The sequence below is a fragment of the Pseudomonas sp. UBA6699 genome (assembly GCF_002454615.1).
In the GTDB taxonomy this organism is placed as follows: Bacteria; Pseudomonadota; Gammaproteobacteria; order Pseudomonadales; family Pseudomonadaceae; genus Aquipseudomonas; species Aquipseudomonas juntendi.
The window spans coordinates 32437-50278 of record NZ_DKJF01000053.1 but is presented as its reverse complement, the minus strand read 5'-3'; the positions used below and the strand labels follow the sequence as shown (position 1 = coordinate 50278).

At 63.8% G+C, this 17842-nt stretch carries 15 protein-coding genes; 1 reads left to right on the top strand and 14 read right to left on the bottom strand.

Features of this window, described 5'->3' with window-relative positions; all coding sequences use genetic code 11:
- Positions 1-352 precede the first annotated feature (352 nt).
- Genes B3361_RS10330 through zwf form a run of 3 tightly spaced genes read right to left on the bottom strand, consistent with a single transcriptional unit; the run spans position 353 to position 3220 of the window.
- The gene (locus B3361_RS10330) at positions 353-1033 is read right to left on the bottom strand and encodes a bifunctional 4-hydroxy-2-oxoglutarate aldolase/2-dehydro-3-deoxy-phosphogluconate aldolase (RefSeq protein ID WP_054890314.1); all 681 of its coding nucleotides are present in this window, start codon (positions 1031-1033) and stop codon (positions 353-355) included.
- Positions 1034-1050: 17 nt separating this feature from the next.
- Complete coding sequence (pgl, locus tag B3361_RS10325) at positions 1051-1764, bottom strand: 6-phosphogluconolactonase (RefSeq protein ID WP_054905906.1); 714 nt, start codon at positions 1762-1764, stop codon at positions 1051-1053.
- Positions 1751-3220 carry a glucose-6-phosphate dehydrogenase gene (gene zwf / locus B3361_RS10320; RefSeq protein ID WP_054905907.1) on the bottom strand — a complete coding sequence of 490 codons (1470 nt, stop codon included), beginning with the start codon at positions 3218-3220 and terminating at the stop codon, positions 1751-1753. The genes pgl and zwf overlap by 14 nt, the downstream gene beginning before the upstream one ends.
- Before the next feature lie 211 nt (positions 3221-3431).
- Between zwf and hexR the strand changes: the two genes are divergently transcribed.
- Positions 3432-4295, top strand: coding sequence for a DNA-binding transcriptional regulator HexR (gene hexR, locus B3361_RS10315; RefSeq protein ID WP_172828429.1), 864 nt, complete (start codon positions 3432-3434; stop codon positions 4293-4295).
- Here hexR and B3361_RS10310 read toward each other — a convergent pair.
- From B3361_RS10310 to edd, 11 genes are all read right to left on the bottom strand, one after another.
- Positions 4288-5142 (bottom strand): D-hexose-6-phosphate mutarotase, encoded by an 855-nt coding sequence (locus B3361_RS10310; protein ID WP_054905908.1) that lies wholly within the window; start codon positions 5140-5142, stop codon positions 4288-4290. The two genes, hexR and B3361_RS10310, sit on opposite strands and share 8 nt — an antisense overlap.
- A gap of 117 nt (positions 5143-5259) precedes the next feature.
- Entirely contained in the window at positions 5260-6603 is a 1344-nt protein-coding gene (locus B3361_RS10305) for a carbohydrate porin (RefSeq protein ID WP_054905909.1), read from the bottom strand.
- 40 nt (positions 6604-6643) lie between these two features.
- Positions 6644-7798 (bottom strand): ABC transporter ATP-binding protein, encoded by a 1155-nt coding sequence (locus B3361_RS10300; RefSeq protein WP_029885492.1) that lies wholly within the window; start codon positions 7796-7798, stop codon positions 6644-6646.
- A 3-nt stretch (positions 7799-7801) separates the two neighbouring features.
- Positions 7802-8659, bottom strand: coding sequence for a carbohydrate ABC transporter permease (locus tag B3361_RS10295; RefSeq protein ID WP_009683406.1), 858 nt, complete (start codon positions 8657-8659; stop codon positions 7802-7804).
- Complete coding sequence (locus B3361_RS10290; RefSeq protein ID WP_009683405.1) at positions 8652-9560, bottom strand: carbohydrate ABC transporter permease; 909 nt, start codon at positions 9558-9560, stop codon at positions 8652-8654. The genes B3361_RS10295 and B3361_RS10290 overlap by 8 nt, the downstream gene beginning before the upstream one ends.
- 178 nt (positions 9561-9738) lie before the next feature.
- Complete coding sequence (locus B3361_RS10285; protein ID WP_029885493.1) at positions 9739-11025, bottom strand: ABC transporter substrate-binding protein; 1287 nt, start codon at positions 11023-11025, stop codon at positions 9739-9741.
- Between the two features lie 106 nt (positions 11026-11131).
- Entirely contained in the window at positions 11132-12379 is a 1248-nt protein-coding gene (locus tag B3361_RS10280) for an AGE family epimerase/isomerase (RefSeq protein WP_029885494.1), read from the bottom strand.
- A gap of 157 nt (positions 12380-12536) precedes the next feature.
- Positions 12537-13991 carry an ATP-binding protein gene (locus B3361_RS10275; RefSeq protein WP_029885495.1) on the bottom strand — a complete coding sequence of 485 codons (1455 nt, stop codon included), beginning with the start codon at positions 13989-13991 and terminating at the stop codon, positions 12537-12539.
- Positions 13972-14697, bottom strand: a complete 726-nt coding sequence (gene gltR / locus B3361_RS10270) for a two-component system response regulator GltR (RefSeq protein ID WP_029885496.1) — start codon at positions 14695-14697, stop codon at positions 13972-13974. The genes B3361_RS10275 and gltR overlap by 20 nt, the downstream gene beginning before the upstream one ends.
- Before the next feature lie 107 nt (positions 14698-14804).
- The gene (locus B3361_RS10265; protein ID WP_054905910.1) at positions 14805-15764 is read right to left on the bottom strand and encodes a glucokinase; all 960 of its coding nucleotides are present in this window, start codon (positions 15762-15764) and stop codon (positions 14805-14807) included.
- A complete protein-coding gene (gene edd / locus B3361_RS10260; RefSeq protein ID WP_286920200.1) occupies positions 15761-17587 on the bottom strand; it encodes a phosphogluconate dehydratase in 1827 nt (608 codons plus the stop codon). The genes B3361_RS10265 and edd overlap by 4 nt, the downstream gene beginning before the upstream one ends.
- Positions 17588-17842: the final 255 nt, after the last annotated feature.

Below are 17842 nucleotides of genomic sequence, written 5' to 3'. Positions count from 1 at the left end.
GAGCGATCGGCCTCCCCGGAAGTGCTTCTTCAGCCTGACGAGAATATCTTCTCCCGCCAGGCCAGTCACAACATACAAGCAGCGACCGCAGCTCGCGATGCGCCGCGCGGGCGGCGCTCGATCTCACAGGCGCTGAAGATGCTGCGGCTACCCTTGCCAGGAACCATAGAATCTCCCACAGGGTACTGCACAGGCTTCGAGTGCTGCGGTATTCCTGTGGGAGATCACACAGCCCTAAGGGCTGCGCTGTCGCGCAGAGAACTCGATCCATAAGCCCGGCGCTGCAAGAAAGCCAGGCAAAAAAAAGGGGCGCCGACCAAGCGCCCCATAAGCCGTAAAGCACACAACAAATTCAGTTGGCGTCCACTAGCGCCATCGCCTCGGCACTGCACGCTTCAATCCGCGCCCAATCGCCATTCTTGATCCAGCTGCTGTCGAGCATCCAGGTGCCCCCTACACACATCACGTTGGGCAAGGCCATGTAATTGCGCACATTGGCCGGGTTCACACCACCGGTTGGGCAGAAGCGGATATCGCCGAAAGGCCCGCCGAACGCCTTGATCGCCGCCACGCCACCGCTGATTTCAGCAGGGAACAGCTTGAAGCGACGGTAGCCCAGGGCATACCCCAGCATGATTTCAGACGGCGTGCTGATGCCTGGCAGTAGCGGGATCTCGCTATCCACCCCGGCCTGGAGGAGCTCCGGGGTAATGCCTGGGGTGACGACAAATTGTGCACCTGCGGCTTCAACGGCGGCGAACATACCGCGGTCCAGAACAGTGCCGGCGCCCACGCAGAGCTCCGGGCGCTGCTTGCGCAGTACCTCGATGGCCTTCAGCCCAAGCGCTGAGCGCAAGGTCACTTCAAGGGTACGGATACCGCCAGCAGCCAGTGCGTCAGCCAGCGGCAGGATGTCTTCCTCACGGGCGATGGTGATTACCGGCAGGATGCGCGCCTTTTCGCAAATGGCGTCGATCCGCGCGGCTTTGTCGGCCATCGAGAGCTTGGACTGTGGGCGTTCAAGGGTGGTCATGACTGTGGATCCTTGGCTCATGGGCACCAGTAGATGTCCAGGGGGGCGTGAAGAAAAGCGCGAATCGGCATTTCGGTAAGGTCGTTGCCAGCCAGCGCGGCGCGCAGGGTGGCGAGTTTGCCCTGGCCCTGCACGGCCAGCGCGGTAAAGCCGGCACTGGCCAGCAAGGCGCGGGTCATCGAGAGGCGCTGGTGCGGCACGCTGGGCGCCAGCAACGGCAGGCAGCGACGTTGGCCAGCCAAGTCAAGGCCTGCTTCCAAGTTCGGGCTGGCCGGGAACAGCGAAGCGGTATGGCCATCGTCCCCCATGCCCAGCACCAGCACGTCGATCTGCGGCAGCTCGGCCAACGCCTGGTCGGCCATGAGTGCGGCGGCGTCGAGGTTTTCCGCCTGCTGGTACAGGCCAATGAAGCGGGCCTTGGCCGCATCACCCTGGAACAGGTGACGGGCCAGCAGGCCCGCATTGCTGTCGGCGTGCTCTACCGGCACCCAGCGTTCATCGGCCAGGCTGACGGTGACCTTGGCCCAGTCCAGCGCTTCGCTGGCCAGTTTTTCCAGGAAGGGCACCGGGCTGCGGCCACCGGACAACACCACGCAGGCCTGCCCCTTGGCAGCAACCGCAGCGCGCAGGCGCTCGGCCACGTCGTGGGCCTGCGTGGCGGCCAGCGCCTCGGCGTTTGCCAACTCGTGTACGTTCACGACCGCTGGCAGTTTCAGTTCAGATATCCCCATACCACGCCCTCCCATCGCGTGTGATCAGTGCAATCGAGCTCATTGGCCCCCAGGAGCCGGCCGCGTAAGGCTTGGGCGCATCGCCCGCATTACGCCAGCCGGCGATCAACTGGTCGCACCACTTCCAGGCATACTCGATTTCATCCTTGCGCACGAACAGGTTCTGGTTGCCGCGCATCACTTCGAGCAACAGCCGCTCGTAGGCATCCGGAATCCGCGCACTGCGCCAGGTATCGGAAAAATTCAGTTGCAGCGGGCCACTGCGCAGTTGCATGCCCTTGTCCAGCCCCTGCTCCTTGGTCATCACCCGCAACGAAATGCCTTCATCCGGCTGCAGGCGGATGATCAGCTTGTTGCCCACCTGCAAACGCTGTTCCGGGGCGAAGATGTAGTGCGGGGTTTCCTTGAAGTGGATAACGATCTGCGACAGCTTCTGCGGCATGCGCTTGCCGGTACGCAGGTAGAACGGCACGCCCGACCAACGCCAGTTGCGAATGTCGGCACGCAGGGCGACGAAGGTTTCGGTATCGCTCTGCGCGTTGGCATTGTCTTCTTCCAGGTAGCCCGGTACCGGCTTGCCGTCGCTGTAGCCGGCAATGTACTGGCCACGCACCACGCGGGTGCTCAGGGCGTCGCCCGTGATCGGTGCCAGTGCCTTCAACACCTTCACCTTTTCCTCGCGGATGGCATCGGCAGACAAGTCGCTGGGCGGGTCCATGGCGATCAGGCACAGCAGCTGCAGCAGGTGGTTCTGGATCATGTCGCGCAGTTGCCCGGCCTTGTCGAAGTAGCCCCAGCGGCCTTCGATACCGACCTTTTCGGCAACGGTGATCTCCACATGGGAGATGGAATTCTGGTTCCACTGGGTTTCGAACAGGCTGTTGGCAAACCGCAGGGCAATGAGGTTCTGCACGGTCTCCTTGCCCAGGTAGTGGTCGATACGGTAGACCCGGCTTTCCGGGAAGAACCGCGCGACAGCGTCGTTGACCCGGCGTGACGATTCCAGGTCATGGCCAATGGGTTTTTCCAGCACTACCCGGGTGCGCGCCACCAGGCCGGCCTTGTCAAGGTTCTCGCAAATGGCCCCGTATACAGCCGCGGCGGTGGCAAAGTAGGCGATCAACGGCAACTCGCCGGGCAACTGCTCGGCCAGCGCCTGATAGCCTTCGGGCTGCAGGAAGTCCAGGTGCAGGTAGCTCAGCCGGGCGAGGAAGCGCCCCAGTGCAGCCGGCTCGATATCGGCCTCGGGCACATGCCGGCGCAGGTGCGCTTCGATGTGATCCAGGTGCGCCTGCGCACTGCCGGCCTCACGCGCCAGCGCCAGCAGACGGGTGTCGGGGTGCAGCAGATTGGCGCGGTCGAGTTGGTACAGCGCAGGAAACAGCTTGCGCAGCGCCAGGTCGCCGAGGGCGCCAAACAGGGCAAAGGTGCAAGGTTCGACACTGATTGCAGCCATGATGTTGGTTCTTTCCTAAAGTTGGTCTAGGAATACCGCTTTCACATACGGTTTTCAAGGGGAAATGTAGTAAAAACCACAACATTACACACAAGTGTTACAGACAAGTGGTACACCAACCGCACCGACAGTACGATAGACGACCGTGCAAAAAGCCTGCTGCTCCCACAGCCGGCTGTCTTCCCGACCCAAGGACATACCCATGGACCGCGTGCGAAACCTCCTGGAACAGATCCAGGGACGCCTCGACGAGCTGAACAAGGCCGAACGCAAAGTCGCCGAAGTCATCCTGCTCAACCCGCAACAAGCCACCCGTTTCAGCATCGCTGCGCTGGCCCAGGCGGCCAAGGTCAGCGAGCCGACCGTCAACCGTTTCTGCCGCTCGTTCGGCGTCAGCGGCTACCCCGAGCTCAAGCTGCAACTGGCACAGAGCCTGGCCAGCGGCGCTGCCTATGTCAGCCGCGCAGTAGAGGCCGACGATGACCCGGCGGCCTATACCCAGAAAATCTTCGCCAGCGCCATTGCCTCACTCGACAGTGCCTGCCAGCAACTGGACCCGATGCAGGTCAGCCGTGCCGTGGACATGATGATCCAGGCCCGGCAAATCCACTTTTTCGGCCTTGGCGCCTCCGCCCCGGTGGCCCTCGATGCACAGCACAAGTTCTTCCGCTTCAACCTGGCGGTATCGGCCCATGCCGACGTGCTGATGCAGCGCATGCTGGCCTCGGTGGCCCACACTGGTGACCTGTTCGTGATCATTTCCTACACCGGGCGCACCCGCGAACTGGTCGATGTGGCACGCCTGGCCCGCGAAAACGGTGCCTCGGTACTGGGCCTGACTGCCGCCGGCTCGCCCCTGGCCAACGCCTGCAGCCTGAGCCTGCATATCCCGCTGCCCGAAGACACGGACATCTACATGCCAATGACCTCGCGCATCATTCAGCTGACCGTGCTCGATGTCCTGGCTACCGGCATGACCCTGCGCCGTGGCGTGGATTTCCAGCCGCACCTGCGCAAGATCAAGGAAAGCCTGAACGCCAGCCGCTACCCGATCGAGGACGACGAACTCAACTGAGCCGGTGCGCCTGCAAACGCAGGTGGGCACGCTGCCCCGGCGCCAGGGTCAAGCCCTCGCCGCTGCCACTGGCCGCCTCGACGCAGACAAAGCCCTGGCATTCCCGCCCGGTCACGCCCATCAACGGGCGATTGCCCGGGTGCCAGACCACCGTGTCGTCGCTGTCGCCCGTGTCGATGCACAGCTCGCGCTGCCAGGCCGGGTCCTGCAGTTGTACCCGCGGCGTGCCCGGGTAGACCTTCTGGCAGCCGCCCTTGAGCTTCAGCGCACCGTCCTCGCGGCAGGCCTGACGGTTGAGCCGGTCATAACCCTGGATATCCTCCAGCCCAGACAGCGCTATCTCGGAAACGTGACTGATACGCCAGTAGGCCAGCAAGGCATGGCTCAACTGGCAGGGTTGGCTGTCCTGGTGCTCGGTGCTCAGGCTCAGCTCCATGCGGCTGCCCAACCGGGCATGCAGGTCGACCTGCCAGTCGCACAGGTCCAATTGCCACTTCAGGCTTACGCCCTCCTCGTCCTCGCGACTGTCCACCAGCTTCCAGTCCAGCAACCGCGCCCAGCCATGCGCCGGCCACAGGTCTTCGCTGGGGTGGCGGCCATACCACGGCCAGCACACCGGCACACCACCGCGTATCGCCCCCACCTGCGGCCACTGCTCGGCGCACCACAGCCAAGGCCGCTCGCCCGCCGGCTGAAAATGCAGCAGTTGCGCGCCCTGGCGGCTGAATACCGCCTGGCAACGGGGGTGGTCGATGATCAGTACATCGCGCTGCTGGTAACGCTCCCACTCGAATGTCGGCCGCGGCCGCTGCGAGGTGAAGAAGCGATGGAGCGGATGTTCAGGCATGGGTCAGAGCTCTTTTTGTTTGAGGTAGCGCTGTCTCGGCCTATCCCCAACACCCACTGCAGGGCAGTGGGTGTTGGGCGCCGAAAATGGATTGGCGTAAATTTACAACAATTGCCCTCAGAATGACGACTGAATCTTCAAGCCGGCGACCAGCGCATTGTCCACCTGGTCAACCCCACCCGGGCTCTTGATGTACTGCAGGTTGGGCCGCACGGTCAGCCAGTTGGTGACGTGGAAGCCGTAGTACAGCTCGGCGTTGTACTCGGTGCGCTGCAATGGCATGAAGCCTGGGTTGTCGTAATCGTCGATGCCGTTCTGCGCGTTGATCAGCTCGGCACGCTTCTTCACGTCGTCGTTCACATGGATGCGTGCCACGCCAAAGCCGATGTCATCCTTGGGCCGGGCGTCGAACGCGCCTTTGTACACCAACCCCACCTGCTGGTAGTTGTCGACCACGTTGGTGGCCTTGTCGTGCACGGTGAAGTTGGCGAACAGGCTGAGGCCGCGGTTCACATCCCCGGCATGGGCGGTGACCTGCTGCTGCGCCACCACCCACCAGCCATGCTTGCTGGAGTGCGACTTGAACGCGTTGCCGGTGATACCCTGCGGGTTGCCGTTGACGTCGTCGTAGACATCGTCGGCCTTGGCGGTGCTGTAGTAGTAGCCCAGGCGGTACTCGCCCGGCAGGCCGTTGACCTTGGGTGACCACACCGCCTCCACCGGCAGGATCGCGCCCTTGGTGCCGCTGCCACTGAGTTTGAAGCCGTTGCCGGTTTCCAGGTTGGACGGGTTCTGCTCGAAGGCACCGACCTGCACGAAGAAGTCCGGGGTGATGTTGTACTTCACCCGCAGCGCCCACTGGCTGACCGGCCAGTTGTACCAGATGCCGCCTACCCAGTTGCCCACCTGCGAACCGCAGAAGGCCAGGTTCTGGAAGTCGCACGGGAAGCTGTTGAAATCCTCACCCGGGCCGTAGCGGCCGACTTTCACATCCAGTGCGCCGTCGAAGTACTTCTGCTTGACCCACATCTGGGTCAGGCGCCAGGTCTGGCCGCGCCCCCACACCTCCTGCACCGAGCTGAACTGCCCGGCGCGCGGGTCGCTGATGCGGTCGTTGGACAGGTTACGGCCGCTACGCTCGGTGATCGCCAGCTTGAATTCGGCATCGTGCCAGCCAAAGATCTTCTGCAGGTCCAAGTGCGCGCCAAGGGCGAACTGGTCGCTGTAGCGCGCGGTTTTGTCGTCGTTGTAGCCGCCATGCAGGTTACCGGCCATTTCGCCCACGTAATCGAGGGTGAAATCGTAGCCCTTGTCCAGCAGCTCGGTGCGGGTGCCGCCCCAGTCGCCGGTCATCCACTTCGATTCGCTGGAAAATGCCTCGGCAGCTTGTGCACTGGCGCTGCCTACCACGGCGAGCAATGCCAGCGACCCCAATGTCTTGATACGTTTGCGCTGTTCCATCCCTTTGCGTCCTCTTTTTCTTATTGATGATGTAGACGAATTAACGGCCTTTGAAGTGAGCCACGTTGTCCTTGGTGGCTGCGGCAGTGCTGGCCAGGTGCAGCCGCTCGCCGCTGTTGGCGTCGAAAAGCAGCACCCGCGCCGGGTCCAGTTGCAGGTTGAGGTTGTCGCCAACCTGGCAGGCCACATCGGGCGCCAGGCGGCAGCACACCTTGGTCTGGTTGAGGGTGACGAACACCAGCAGGTCCGGCCCGGTGGGTTCGGTGACCTGCACTTCGGCACGAATGGCCGGCAGGCCGTTGCCCTCGCTGGCCCCCAGGGCGATCTGCTCAGGGCGGATGCCCAGCAGGATTTCACGGCCATCCTGTTCATTGGCGGCCAGCCCCAAGGGCAGCTCGCAGCGCGCCTGGCCGCTGTCGAGCAGCGCCAGCAGGCGACCATCCTGTTGCTTGAGGCGGGCCGGAATGAAGTTCATTGGCGGCGAGCCGATGAAGCTGGCGACAAACTGGTTGGCCGGGTCGTTGTAGATCTGTTGCGGGGTACCGAACTGCTGGATGATGCCATCTTTCATCACCGCAACCTTGTCGCCCAGGGTCATGGCCTCGATCTGGTCATGGGTGACGTACACGGTGGTGGTCTTCAGGCGCTGGTGCATCAGCTTCATTTCGGTACGCATCTCGACCCGCAGCTTGGCGTCCAGGTTGGACAGCGGCTCGTCGAACAGGTAGATCTTCGGCCGCCGCGCCAGTGCCCGGCCCATGGCCACACGCTGCTGCTGGCCGCCCGACAGCTGCGCCGGTTTGCGCGCCAGCAGGTGCTCGATCTGCAGCAGCTTGGCCACCCGCGCCACCTCTTCATCGATTGCCGCCTGCGGCAGCTTGCGGATTTTCAGGCCAAATTCGATGTTTTCGCGCACGCTCATGGTCGGGTACAGCGCATAGGACTGAAACACCATGGCGATGTCGCGGTCCTTGGGGCTCATGCCACTGACGTCCTGCCCGTCGATGAGAATGGCCCCGCCGGTGATCTGCTCCAGGCCGGCGATGCAGTTCATCAGGGTCGATTTGCCACAGCCCGACGGGCCAACCAAAATCAGGAACTCACCGTCGCTGATCGACAGCTGGATGTCCTTGAGGGTGTCGGGCAGGCCGGTGCCGTAGGTCTTGTTTACATTGCGCAGTTCGAGCGTTGCCATGACTTACCCCTTGACTGCGCCGGCCGTCAGCCCGCGCACGAAATATTTGCCTGCCACCACGTAGACCAGCAGGGTTGGAAGGCCGGCGATCATCGCCGCCGCCATGTCGACGTTGTATTCCTTGGCGCCGGTGCTGGTGTTCACCAGGTTGTTCAGGGCCACGGTGATCGGTTGCGAGTCGCCGCTGGAAAACACCACGCCGAACAGGAAATCGTTCCAGATCTGGGTGAACTGCCAGATCAGGCAGACCATGATGATCGGCGTCGACATCGGCAGGATGATGCGGCGGAAAATGGTGAAGAACCCGGCGCCATCCAGGCGCGCCGCCTTGACCAGCGCATCCGGGATGCTCACGTAGAAGTTGCGGAAGAACAGGGTGGTGAAGGCCAGCCCGTAGACCACGTGCACCAGCACCAGGCCACTGGTGGTGCTGGCCAGGCCGAGCTTGCCGAGGGTGAACGAGGCCGGCAGCAACACTGTCTGGAATGGCAGGAAGCAGCCGAACAACAGCAGCCCGAAGAACAGCTGCGACCCGCGGAAGCGCCACATCGAGAGCACATAGCCGTTCAACGCGCCGATGGCAGTGGAGATCAGCACCGCCGGCACGGTGATCATGATCGAGTTCCAGAAGTAACCGCTGACGGTACCCCAGGCCTTGACCCAGCCAATGCCAGTGATCACCGCGGGCCAGCTCAGCAGGTTGCCGGTGCTGATGTCTTCCGGGGTTTTGAAGCTGGTCAGCAGCATCACCACCAGCGGCACCAGGTACAGCAGCACAGCGATCAGCAACACGCCATGGATGGCGATACGGCCAAGGCTCAGTGCCGGTTTTTCGGCAGGGCTATTCGATGCGCTATGCATGGCGTTTGCTCCGCAGCTCCGAGTACAGGTAAGGCACGAGGATCGCCAGAATCGCGCCCAGCATGAGGATGGCGCTGGCCGACCCCATGCCCATCTGGCCGCGGCTGAAGGTGAACGAGTACATGAACATGGCCGGCAGGTCGGATGAGTAACCCGGGCCACCGGCGGTCATCGCCGCCACCAGGTCGAAGCTCTTGATGGCAATGTGCGAAAGAATCATCAGCGCACTGAAAAACACCGGGCGCAGGCTGGGCAGCACCACTGTCCAGTAAATGCGTGGCAGGCTGGCGCCGTCGATCTGCGCGGCGCGGATGATGGACTGGTCAACCCCGCGCAGCCCGGCCAGGAACATGGCCATGATGAAGCCCGATGCCTGCCACACGGCGGCGATCACCAGGCAGTACACCACCCGGTCCGGGTCGATCAGCCAGTCCAGCCGGAAGCCCTCCCAGCCCCAGTCGCGCAGCAGCTTGTCCAGGCCCATGCCAGGGTTGAGCAGCCACTTCCAGGCGGTGCCGGTAACGATCATCGACAGGGCCATGGGGTACAGGTAAATGGTCCGGATAAAACCTTCGCGGCGAATGCGCTGGTCCAGCAATACCGCCAGCAACACGCCAATGGCCAGGCTGATGGCGATGAACAGGCCGCCGAACAGCAGCAGGTTCTTGCTGGCCACCCACCAGCGATCGTTGTCGAACAGCCGGGCATATTGCGCCAGGCCCGCCCACTTGTAGGTGGGCAGGAAGGTCGAGGTGGTGAAGGACAGCACGAATGTCCAGAGGATGTAGCCGTAGAAGCCCACCAGCACAATGAACATGCTCGGTGCCAGCACCAGCTTGGGTAGCCAGCGCTGCAGCGCGTCCAGGGGTGAGGCCCGCAATTGGGCGGTAGTTGTGGTCATGGTTCACCTCAAAGGCGCTGCACTCCGGGTAGGAGCGGCCTTGCGTCGCGATGGGCTGCAGCGCAGCCCTGAGGACTCAAGTTCGACACCTACCTGAAAGATCGAGTGCGCAGGTTTGGGGCTGCTGCGCAGCCCATCGCGACGCAAGGCCGCTCCTACAACGGGACCGCGTCAGCCTTTACTGGGCCGCCTTGATGGCCGCCGCCAGCTTCTTCGCCGCATCGGCCGGGTCGGCCTTGGGGTCGTTGATGTAGTTGGTCACCACATCGAAGAACGCGCCCTGCACGGCCAGCGTGGTGGCCATGTTGTGCGCCATGCTTGGCTGCAGGCCGCCCGTCTGGGCGTCGGCGAGGAAGTCCTTGGCGGAGGTTTGCGCGCAGCTGTCGAAGCCATACTTGCCCATGTTGCCGAGCATGTCGTTACGCACCGGAATCGACCCTTTGTTGATGCTGAAGACCTTCTGGAAGTCCTCGCCCAGCACCTTGCGCGCGATGTCCTGCTGCCCGGCGGATGTTCCGGCGTCGTTCTGCTTGAACACCACCAGCGAGTCGATGTTGTACAAGAAGGCCTTGTCCGTGCCGGGGAATGGGACGCACTGGTAATCCTTGCCGGCGGTTTTCTTCGCCAGGGTCCATTCGCTCTTGGCCCAGTCACCCATGATCTGCATGCCGGCCTTGCCGTTGATGACCTTGGCCGCTTCCAGGTTCCAGTCCTGGCCCTTGCCATCCTGGTCCATGTAGGTGGCCACCTTTTTCAGCTCGGTCAGTGCCTTGACCATTTGCGGGCCAGCCAGGGTGGCGCTGTCGAGGTCGACCAGGGCCTTCTTGTAGCCATCGACGCCCATCACTGCCAGGACCACGTTTTCGAACACGGTGCTGTCCTGCCAAGGCTGGCCGCCATGGGCAAGCGCAATGAAGCCGGCGGCCTTGAGCTTGTCGGCAGCGGCATAGAATTCGTCGAGGGTGCTGGGCGCCTTGTCGATGCCGGCTTTCTTGAAGACTTCGGGGTTGATCCACAGCCAGTTGATACGGTGGATGTTGACCGGCACGGCAACGTAGTCACCGTCGTACTTCACGGTATCGGCGACCTTCTTGTCGAGCAGCGAGTCCCACTTTTCTTCCTTGGCCACGTCCTTGAGCACATCGGCATCGAGCAGGCCGGTGGCCGCCCAGTCCTGGATGTCCGGCCCCTTGATCTGCGCCACACCGGGTGGGTTGCCGGCGACTGCGCGGCTCTTGAGTACGGTCATGGCAGTGGCCCCGCCGCCGCCGGCAACGGCGCCGTCCTTCCAGGTGAAGCCGTCTTTCTCGACTTGCGCCTTGAGCACATCGACCGCTGCTTTTTCACCGCCAGAGGTCCACCAGTGCACCACCTCTACACTGCCTTTGCTTTCGGCGGCGCTGGCGCCCAGCGGCAGTAAGGAGGCGAGCGAGATAGCAGCGGCGAGACAGAGTTTGGAATTCATCGAAGCACCTTTCTTGTTGTTATGCGTGCAAGTCAAATGCTTGCGTTGCATGGAGTCTAAACAGCGTGCCCGCCCCGTCAGGTAACGAAGCGATGCGTGAATGTCATCATTTGGTTACATTGCTGCCCAGGTTGCTGGCCAGGCTGGGCGCCAGCGGCAAGCCTGGCAGCAGCAGCGCCTGGTAGGCGTGATAGAGGTCGGGCTTGCCCGGCCAGATGGTCCCGGCCGGCCGGTTGTTGCTATCGAGTTCGTGGTGCCAGCTGCCCGCCACAGGGTCGATGAAGTGGTTGGCGATAAACCCCCAGAGGGTGCGGTACCACTGCTCGTAACGGGCTTCGCCGGTACGCTGCAACAAGGCCGCGGCGGCGGCGCACGCTTCGGCGTGCACCCAGTGCAGGCGCGCATTCACCACCGGGCGGTTGGCCCAGTCCAGGGTGTAGACGAAACCCTCTGCGCCATCGACGTTCCAGGCGTGCTGGCAGGCGGCCTCGAACAGCCCGCTGGCACTTTCTGCCAGCCACTGCGGTGCCGGCAGCCCGGCACGTTGCAGGCTGGCCTCCAGGTGCAGTAGCAAACGCGCCCATTCCAGGGCGTGCCCAGGCGTGGTGCCAAAGGGCCGGAAATGATCGGCGGGGTGGTCGTGGTTGTAGTCCGCCACGGGCTGCCAGTGCACGTCGAAGTGTTCGATCACCCGGTAACCGCTACCGGCGGCATGGGTATGGATGATGCGTTCGGCGATACGCAACGCGCGTTGCAGCCACAGCGTGTTGCCGGTGACATCAGCCAGGGCCAGGAACGCCTCGGTCGCATGCATGTTGCTGTTGGCGCCACGGTACGGCTCGGGCAATTGCCAGGCACGGGAGTAAGCCTCTTGCAGGGCACCTTCGGCTTCGCTCCAGAAATGCCGCTCGATCACCTCGGTGGCGTCTGCCAGCAGGCCCCTGGCACTGGCGGCGCCCGCCACCACGGCAGAGCTGGCGGCCAGGGCGACGAAGGCATGCAGGTAGGCGGCCTTGCCGCTGTCCTGCTGGCCATCGGGGTGAGCGAACCAGCCCCCATAGCTGGCATCTTGCATGGCGCCGCGCAGGGCGGCCACGCCGTGCTCGGCGTAGGCCAGGCAGCCTGGAATGCCTTGCAGGTGAGCCAGGGCAAAACAGTGGGTCATGCGCGCCGTGTTCATGGTTTCGGCGCGGGCACCAGCGGCGAGTTGGCCTTTGGCATCCAGGTTGCCGAAGCCGTCCGGGCGTTTCGCGGCTTTGGCAAAGGCCAGCAGCCGCTGTGCCTCGGCCAGGCGCCAGGCCGTATGAGCCGGGGCTTTCAGCCAGCTGGTGGAGGGCAGTAGGTGGGTATTCATGAGCCAGCTTTATCCTTGCCAGTCGTGTGCGAATTCTAGCCAGCGGGGTCGAGGCAGATGTCACGAAGGAGGTTGGGATTGTCACTGGGCAGTGACAATTGAGTGACCTGAGGGCAAACCTTGAAACCCGTGCGGCCCTTGCAGGCAACACGGAAAATCAGTCCATGCCTCGCGGCAGGAACAAGGTTACCCGCAGCCCGCCGTCGCGCAGGTTCAGCAAACTCACCTCGCCGGCATGGCTATGGGCAATATTGCGTGCAATCCCCAACCCCAGCCCGTAACCCTGTTGCTGGGCGGCCAGGCGGAAGTGTGGCTCGAACACCTGCTCCAGCTGCTGCTGGGGTACCCCCGGCCCTTGGTCATCCACCTGCAGCACAAAGCCCTCGGCGCTGTCGATGATACGCAGTTGCGCCCGTTCGCCGTACTTGATGGCGTTGTCGATCAGGTTGCCGATGCAGCGTCGCAGGGCCAGAGGTTTGCCGGGGTACGGTGCAAGCGCCTTGCCGTACACAGTGACGCGGCCATCGGCCAGGTAAGGCTCGGCCAGGATATCCAGCACCTGATTGAGGTCGACGGGCTCGATGTTCTCGTGGATGTCGGTGTCCTTCACACATTGCAGGGCGCCTTTGACCAGCAGCTCCAGCTCGTCCAGGTCCTGGCTGAACTTGGCTTGCAGGCGCTCGTCTTCCAACAGCTCGACACGCAGGCGCAGGCGGGTTATTGGTGTGCGCAGGTCGTGGGATATGGCGCTGAACAACTGGCTGCGTTCGGTCAGGTAACGGCTGATACGTTCGCGCATGCTGTTGAATGCCCGGCTCACCTCGACCACTTCGCTGCCGCCACCTTCCGCCAGCGGCGCCACATCAGCGCCCAGCGACATTTCCCGCGCGGCCCGGGCCAGGCGTTTGAGTGGCCAGCTTTGCCAGTGCACCAGCAAGCCGATGAACAGCAACAGCAAGGCCGTGGTCAGCACCATGAACCCCACCTGCTGGCGTGGCAGGCGTTCGGCTTCCAGGCCGGTATACGGCTCGGGCAGCAACGAGGCGATGTACAGCCACTCCCCCTCCCCCAGGCGGATCTGCGTGACCAGCACCGGTGGCTTGAGGGGCTCGAGCGTCAGCGAGTAATGCGCCCACGAGCGCGGCAGCTCGTCGAGCTTGAGGCCGCTGTTGAAGATGCGCAGCTCGTCAGGCCCGACGAACTCGACGGAAATTTCCATCTGCGACCCCAGGCGCTCGTGCAACACCTGCTGGAATACATCGATCACCGCCTGCTTGCGCGCCGTGACGGGCAACGCCTGCATGTCCAGCGGGGTGGCGTTGAGCGATACGAAAAACCGCGTGCCGCCCATGCTGCGCAACTGGTCGAGCACCAGCGGCCGGTAGGCCACTGGCAACGACCGGAAGTAACTGACGCTGGCGCTCATCGAATGGGCCAGGCTGCTGGCACTGGCCCGCAACCCCTGCAACTGGCTGGCGCGCAGTTGGGAAACCCAGATGATGCTCGACAACCCCTGGGCCAGCAGCACCACCAGCAGGGTCAGCAGCAGCATGCGCCCCAGCAGTGAGCGGGGCAGCAAGCGCCAGCGCCGCTCAGGGCGCACAGCAGACATGCGCCGCCAACAGGTAACCGCTGCCGCGCACGGTGCGGATCAGCCGGGGAGGTTTATCGGTGTCGCGCAGGCGCTGGCGCAGGCGACTGACCGCCATGTCGACGATACGGTCCAGCGGCATCGGCTCGCGGCCGCGGGTGGCGTTGCCGATGGTGTCGCGGTCGAGGATTTGCTGTGGGTGGTCGAGGAACAGCTTGAGCAGTGCGAAGTCGGCACCGGAGAGAATCACCTCCTCACCATCGCGGTGGAACAGCCGGTGGCTGACCGTGTCCAGGCGCCAGTCATCGAAGGCCAGCACCGCGCTCCCCGGCGCCGCCTGGCCAAACTCGGCGCGGCGCAGCAGGGCCTTCAGCCGCGCCTGCAGCTCGCGCGGGCTGAACGGTTTGCCCAGGTAGTCGTCGGCACCCAGCTCCAGGCCGATGACCCGGTCGGCTTCATCGGAACTGGCAGTGAGCATGATGATTGGCACACGCGCCCGGCGCGGATGCTGCCGAACCCAGCGGCACAGGCTGAAACCATCTTCATCGGGCAACATGACATCGAGAATGACCAGGTCGCAGGGGCTGCTGTCCAGCGCGCGGCGAAAGCCCGCGCCGTCGGCTTCGGCATGCACCTGGAAGCCGGAGCGGCTCAAATAGGTTTGCAGCAGTTCACGGATTTCCTGGTCGTCGTCGACCATCAGGATCGATTTGCCGGCAGTGCTCAAGGTGGTCCTTCCTCTTCTTGGTTACAGGTCTTTGCTGCCTGTTTTTATTGGGGCTGCTTTGCAGCCCTTCGCGGGCTTGCCCGCGATGGGCCGCAAAGCGGCCCCAGTCAATGGTCCAGCGCTTGCTGCAACGCCACACCCGCCCCCAGCAACCCGGAAAACTCCGCCGTCACCAGCCACACCGGCACACCCGCAAAGTAGCCGCTCATGCAGCCTTTGTCGGCAAAGCTGGCGGCGAACCCGCTGCGCAGGAACAACTCGGCAAACCGCGGGATGACCCCGCCAACGATATAGACCCCACCGCGCGCGCCCAGGGTAAGCACATTGTTCCCGGCCACGCGCCCCAGGAACCGGCAGAACTGCTCGATCACCGCCAGTGCCCGTGGCTCGCCGCCCAGTGCTGCATCGGTGATCTGCGCCGGGGACGTGTGCCGTGGGGCGTCGCCGTCCAGCGCACACAGGGCCTGGTAAAGCCGTACCAGGCCACCCCCGCTGAGTACCGTCTCGGCACTGACATGGCCGATTTGCTGGTGGATCTGCTGGTGGATCGCCGCTTCGCGGGCGTTGCCCACCGGCAGGTCGACATGCCCGCCTTCGCCCGGCAAGGCCTGCCAGTGCTGCCCGCCAAGGCGCAGCAGCGAACCCACGCCAAGGCCGGTGCCCGGGCCGATCACCAGTGCCGGGCGCGTGGGGTCTGCCTGGCCGGGGCACACCTGGCGCACTTCGCCTTCCTGCAGGCGGGTCATGCCCAACGCCATGGCGGTGAAATCATTGATCAACACCAGCCGCTCGACCTGCAAGGTCTTGCAGAACGCCAGGCGGCTCAGGCGCCAGTGGTTGTTGGTGAAGCGAAACTCGTCGCCCTCGACCGGCCCTGCCACCGCCAGGCACACCGCGGCCAGGCCGCCGCGGGCGATGCCCTGGCCATGCAGATAGGCCTCGATAGCCTGCTCCGGGCTGGTGTAGTCCGCGGTAGCGAAGACTTTTACCTCGTGCAACTGGTTGTCACGCCACAACGCAAAACGGGCGTTGGTGCCGCCGATATCGCCAACCAGCAGGTCCTTCATTTAAGGTTCTCCAGGGCAGAGGTGAAGGCACTGGCGCCCTGCTCTGCCGGGCTGAACGCCATGCGCATGAAGCCGAACAGCTCGCGCCCGCACCCCAGGTCATTGCCCTGGGGCGCCGGCGGCAGGTCGCGGCTGGCCAGTTCTTCGGCCGATACCAGTACCCGCAGCGTGCCTTCGACACCATCAACGCGCACCATATCACCATCGCGCACCCGTGCCAGCGGGCCACCGTCATAGGCTTCGGGGCACACGTGGATCGCCGCCGGGATCTTGCCCGAGGCGCCGGACATGCGCCCGTCGGTAACCAGCGCCACCTTGAAGCCGCGGTCTTGCAGCACGCCCAGGAACGGCGTGAGCTTGTGCAGCTCGGGCATGCCATTGCAACGGGGGCCCTGGAAGCGCACCACGGCCACGAAATCACACTCCAGCTCACCGGCCTTGAACGCATCGGCCAGCGACTGCTGATCGTGGAACACCCGCGCCGGGGCCTCGACCACTTGGTGCTCGGCAGCTACAGCCGAAACCTTCATCACGCCACGCCCCAGGTTGCCCTCCATCACCCGCAGGCCGCCTTCGGCCGAGAACGGCCGCGCGACCGGGCGCAGGATGCTTTCGTCCAGGCTTTGCAGCGGGCCTTCGCGCCATTCCAGCTTGCCATCATCGAGGAACGGCTCCTGGGTGTAACGGCGCAGGCCGTGGCCGGCGACGGTGTTGACGTCTTCGTGCAACAGGCCGGCATCGAGCAGCTCGCGGATCAGGAAGGCCATGCCGCCAGCGGCCTGGAAGTGGTTGATGTCAGCCTTGCCGTTGGGGTAGACATGCGACAGGGTGGGCACGACCTCGGAGAGGTCGGCCATGTCCTGCCAGGTCAGCTGTATGCCGGCAGCCTGGGCAATTGCCGGGATATGCAGGGTATGGTTGGTGGAGCCACCCGTGGCGTGCAGGGCAACGATGGAGTTGACCAGCGCCTTCTCGTCGACGATTTCGCCCAGCGGCATGAAGCTGCCACTGGCCTTGGTCATGCGCGTGACCTGTTGCGCGGCCTCGGCGGTGAGCGCATCGCGCAGCGGCGTGTACGGGTTGACGAACGACGCGCCAGGCAGATGCAGGCCCATCACCTCCATCACCAGCTGGTTGGTATTGGCGGTGCCGTAGAAGGTGCAGGTACCCGGGCTGTGGTAGGAGTTCATCTCCGACTCCAGCAGCTCCTCGCGGCTGGCCTTGCCTTCGGCATAGCGCTGGCGCACGTCGGCCTTCTGCTTGTTGGAAATGCCGGAAACCATCGGCCCGCCCGGCACGAAAATGGTCGGCAAATGGCCAAAGCGCAACGCGCCCATCATCAGCCCGGGGACGATCTTGTCGCAAATGCCCAGCATCAGCGCGGCGTCGAACATGTTGTGCGACAGCGCTACCGCGGTGGACATGGCAATCACTTCCCGGCTGGCGATGGCCAGTTCCATGCCCGGCTCACCCTGGGTCACGCCGTCGCACATGGCCGGCACGCCACCGGCGAACTGGCCGACCGAGCCGACCTCGCGCAGGGCCTGCTTGATCTGCTCGGGGAAGTGCAGGTACGGCTGGTGGGCCGACAGCATGTCGTTGTAGGCCGAGACGATGGCCACGTTGGCGGCGTTCATCAGGCGCAGCGTTTGCTTGTCGTCGCTCCCGCAACCGGCCACCCCGTGGGCGAAGTTGGCGCACTGCAGGCTGGCGCGCATGGGCCCGTCACTGGCCGCGCCGCGAATCAGCTGCAGGTAGCGTTCGCGGGTGGCTCGGCTGCGTTCGACCAGCCGCTGGGTGACCTCAAGGATGCGCGGATGCATGTACTGGACTCCAGACTAATTGTAAGGGCGGTTTACCGGGCATTTCCCCTCCAACCGATTGCCGCCTAGGCTCAAGACCAGGAGCCCGCTGCATCGGTAGAGGCATATTGCCCCACCACTCGTTGTATGTTTAAACAAAATACTGCCACTAAAAAGGCTTGTTTTCTATCTGATAGTGAATAATCTTGTAATTCCAACAACAAAACCGTTTCAGTGAAGCTCCTTTGTGCCACAGGTTTCACTCGGACTGCCAGA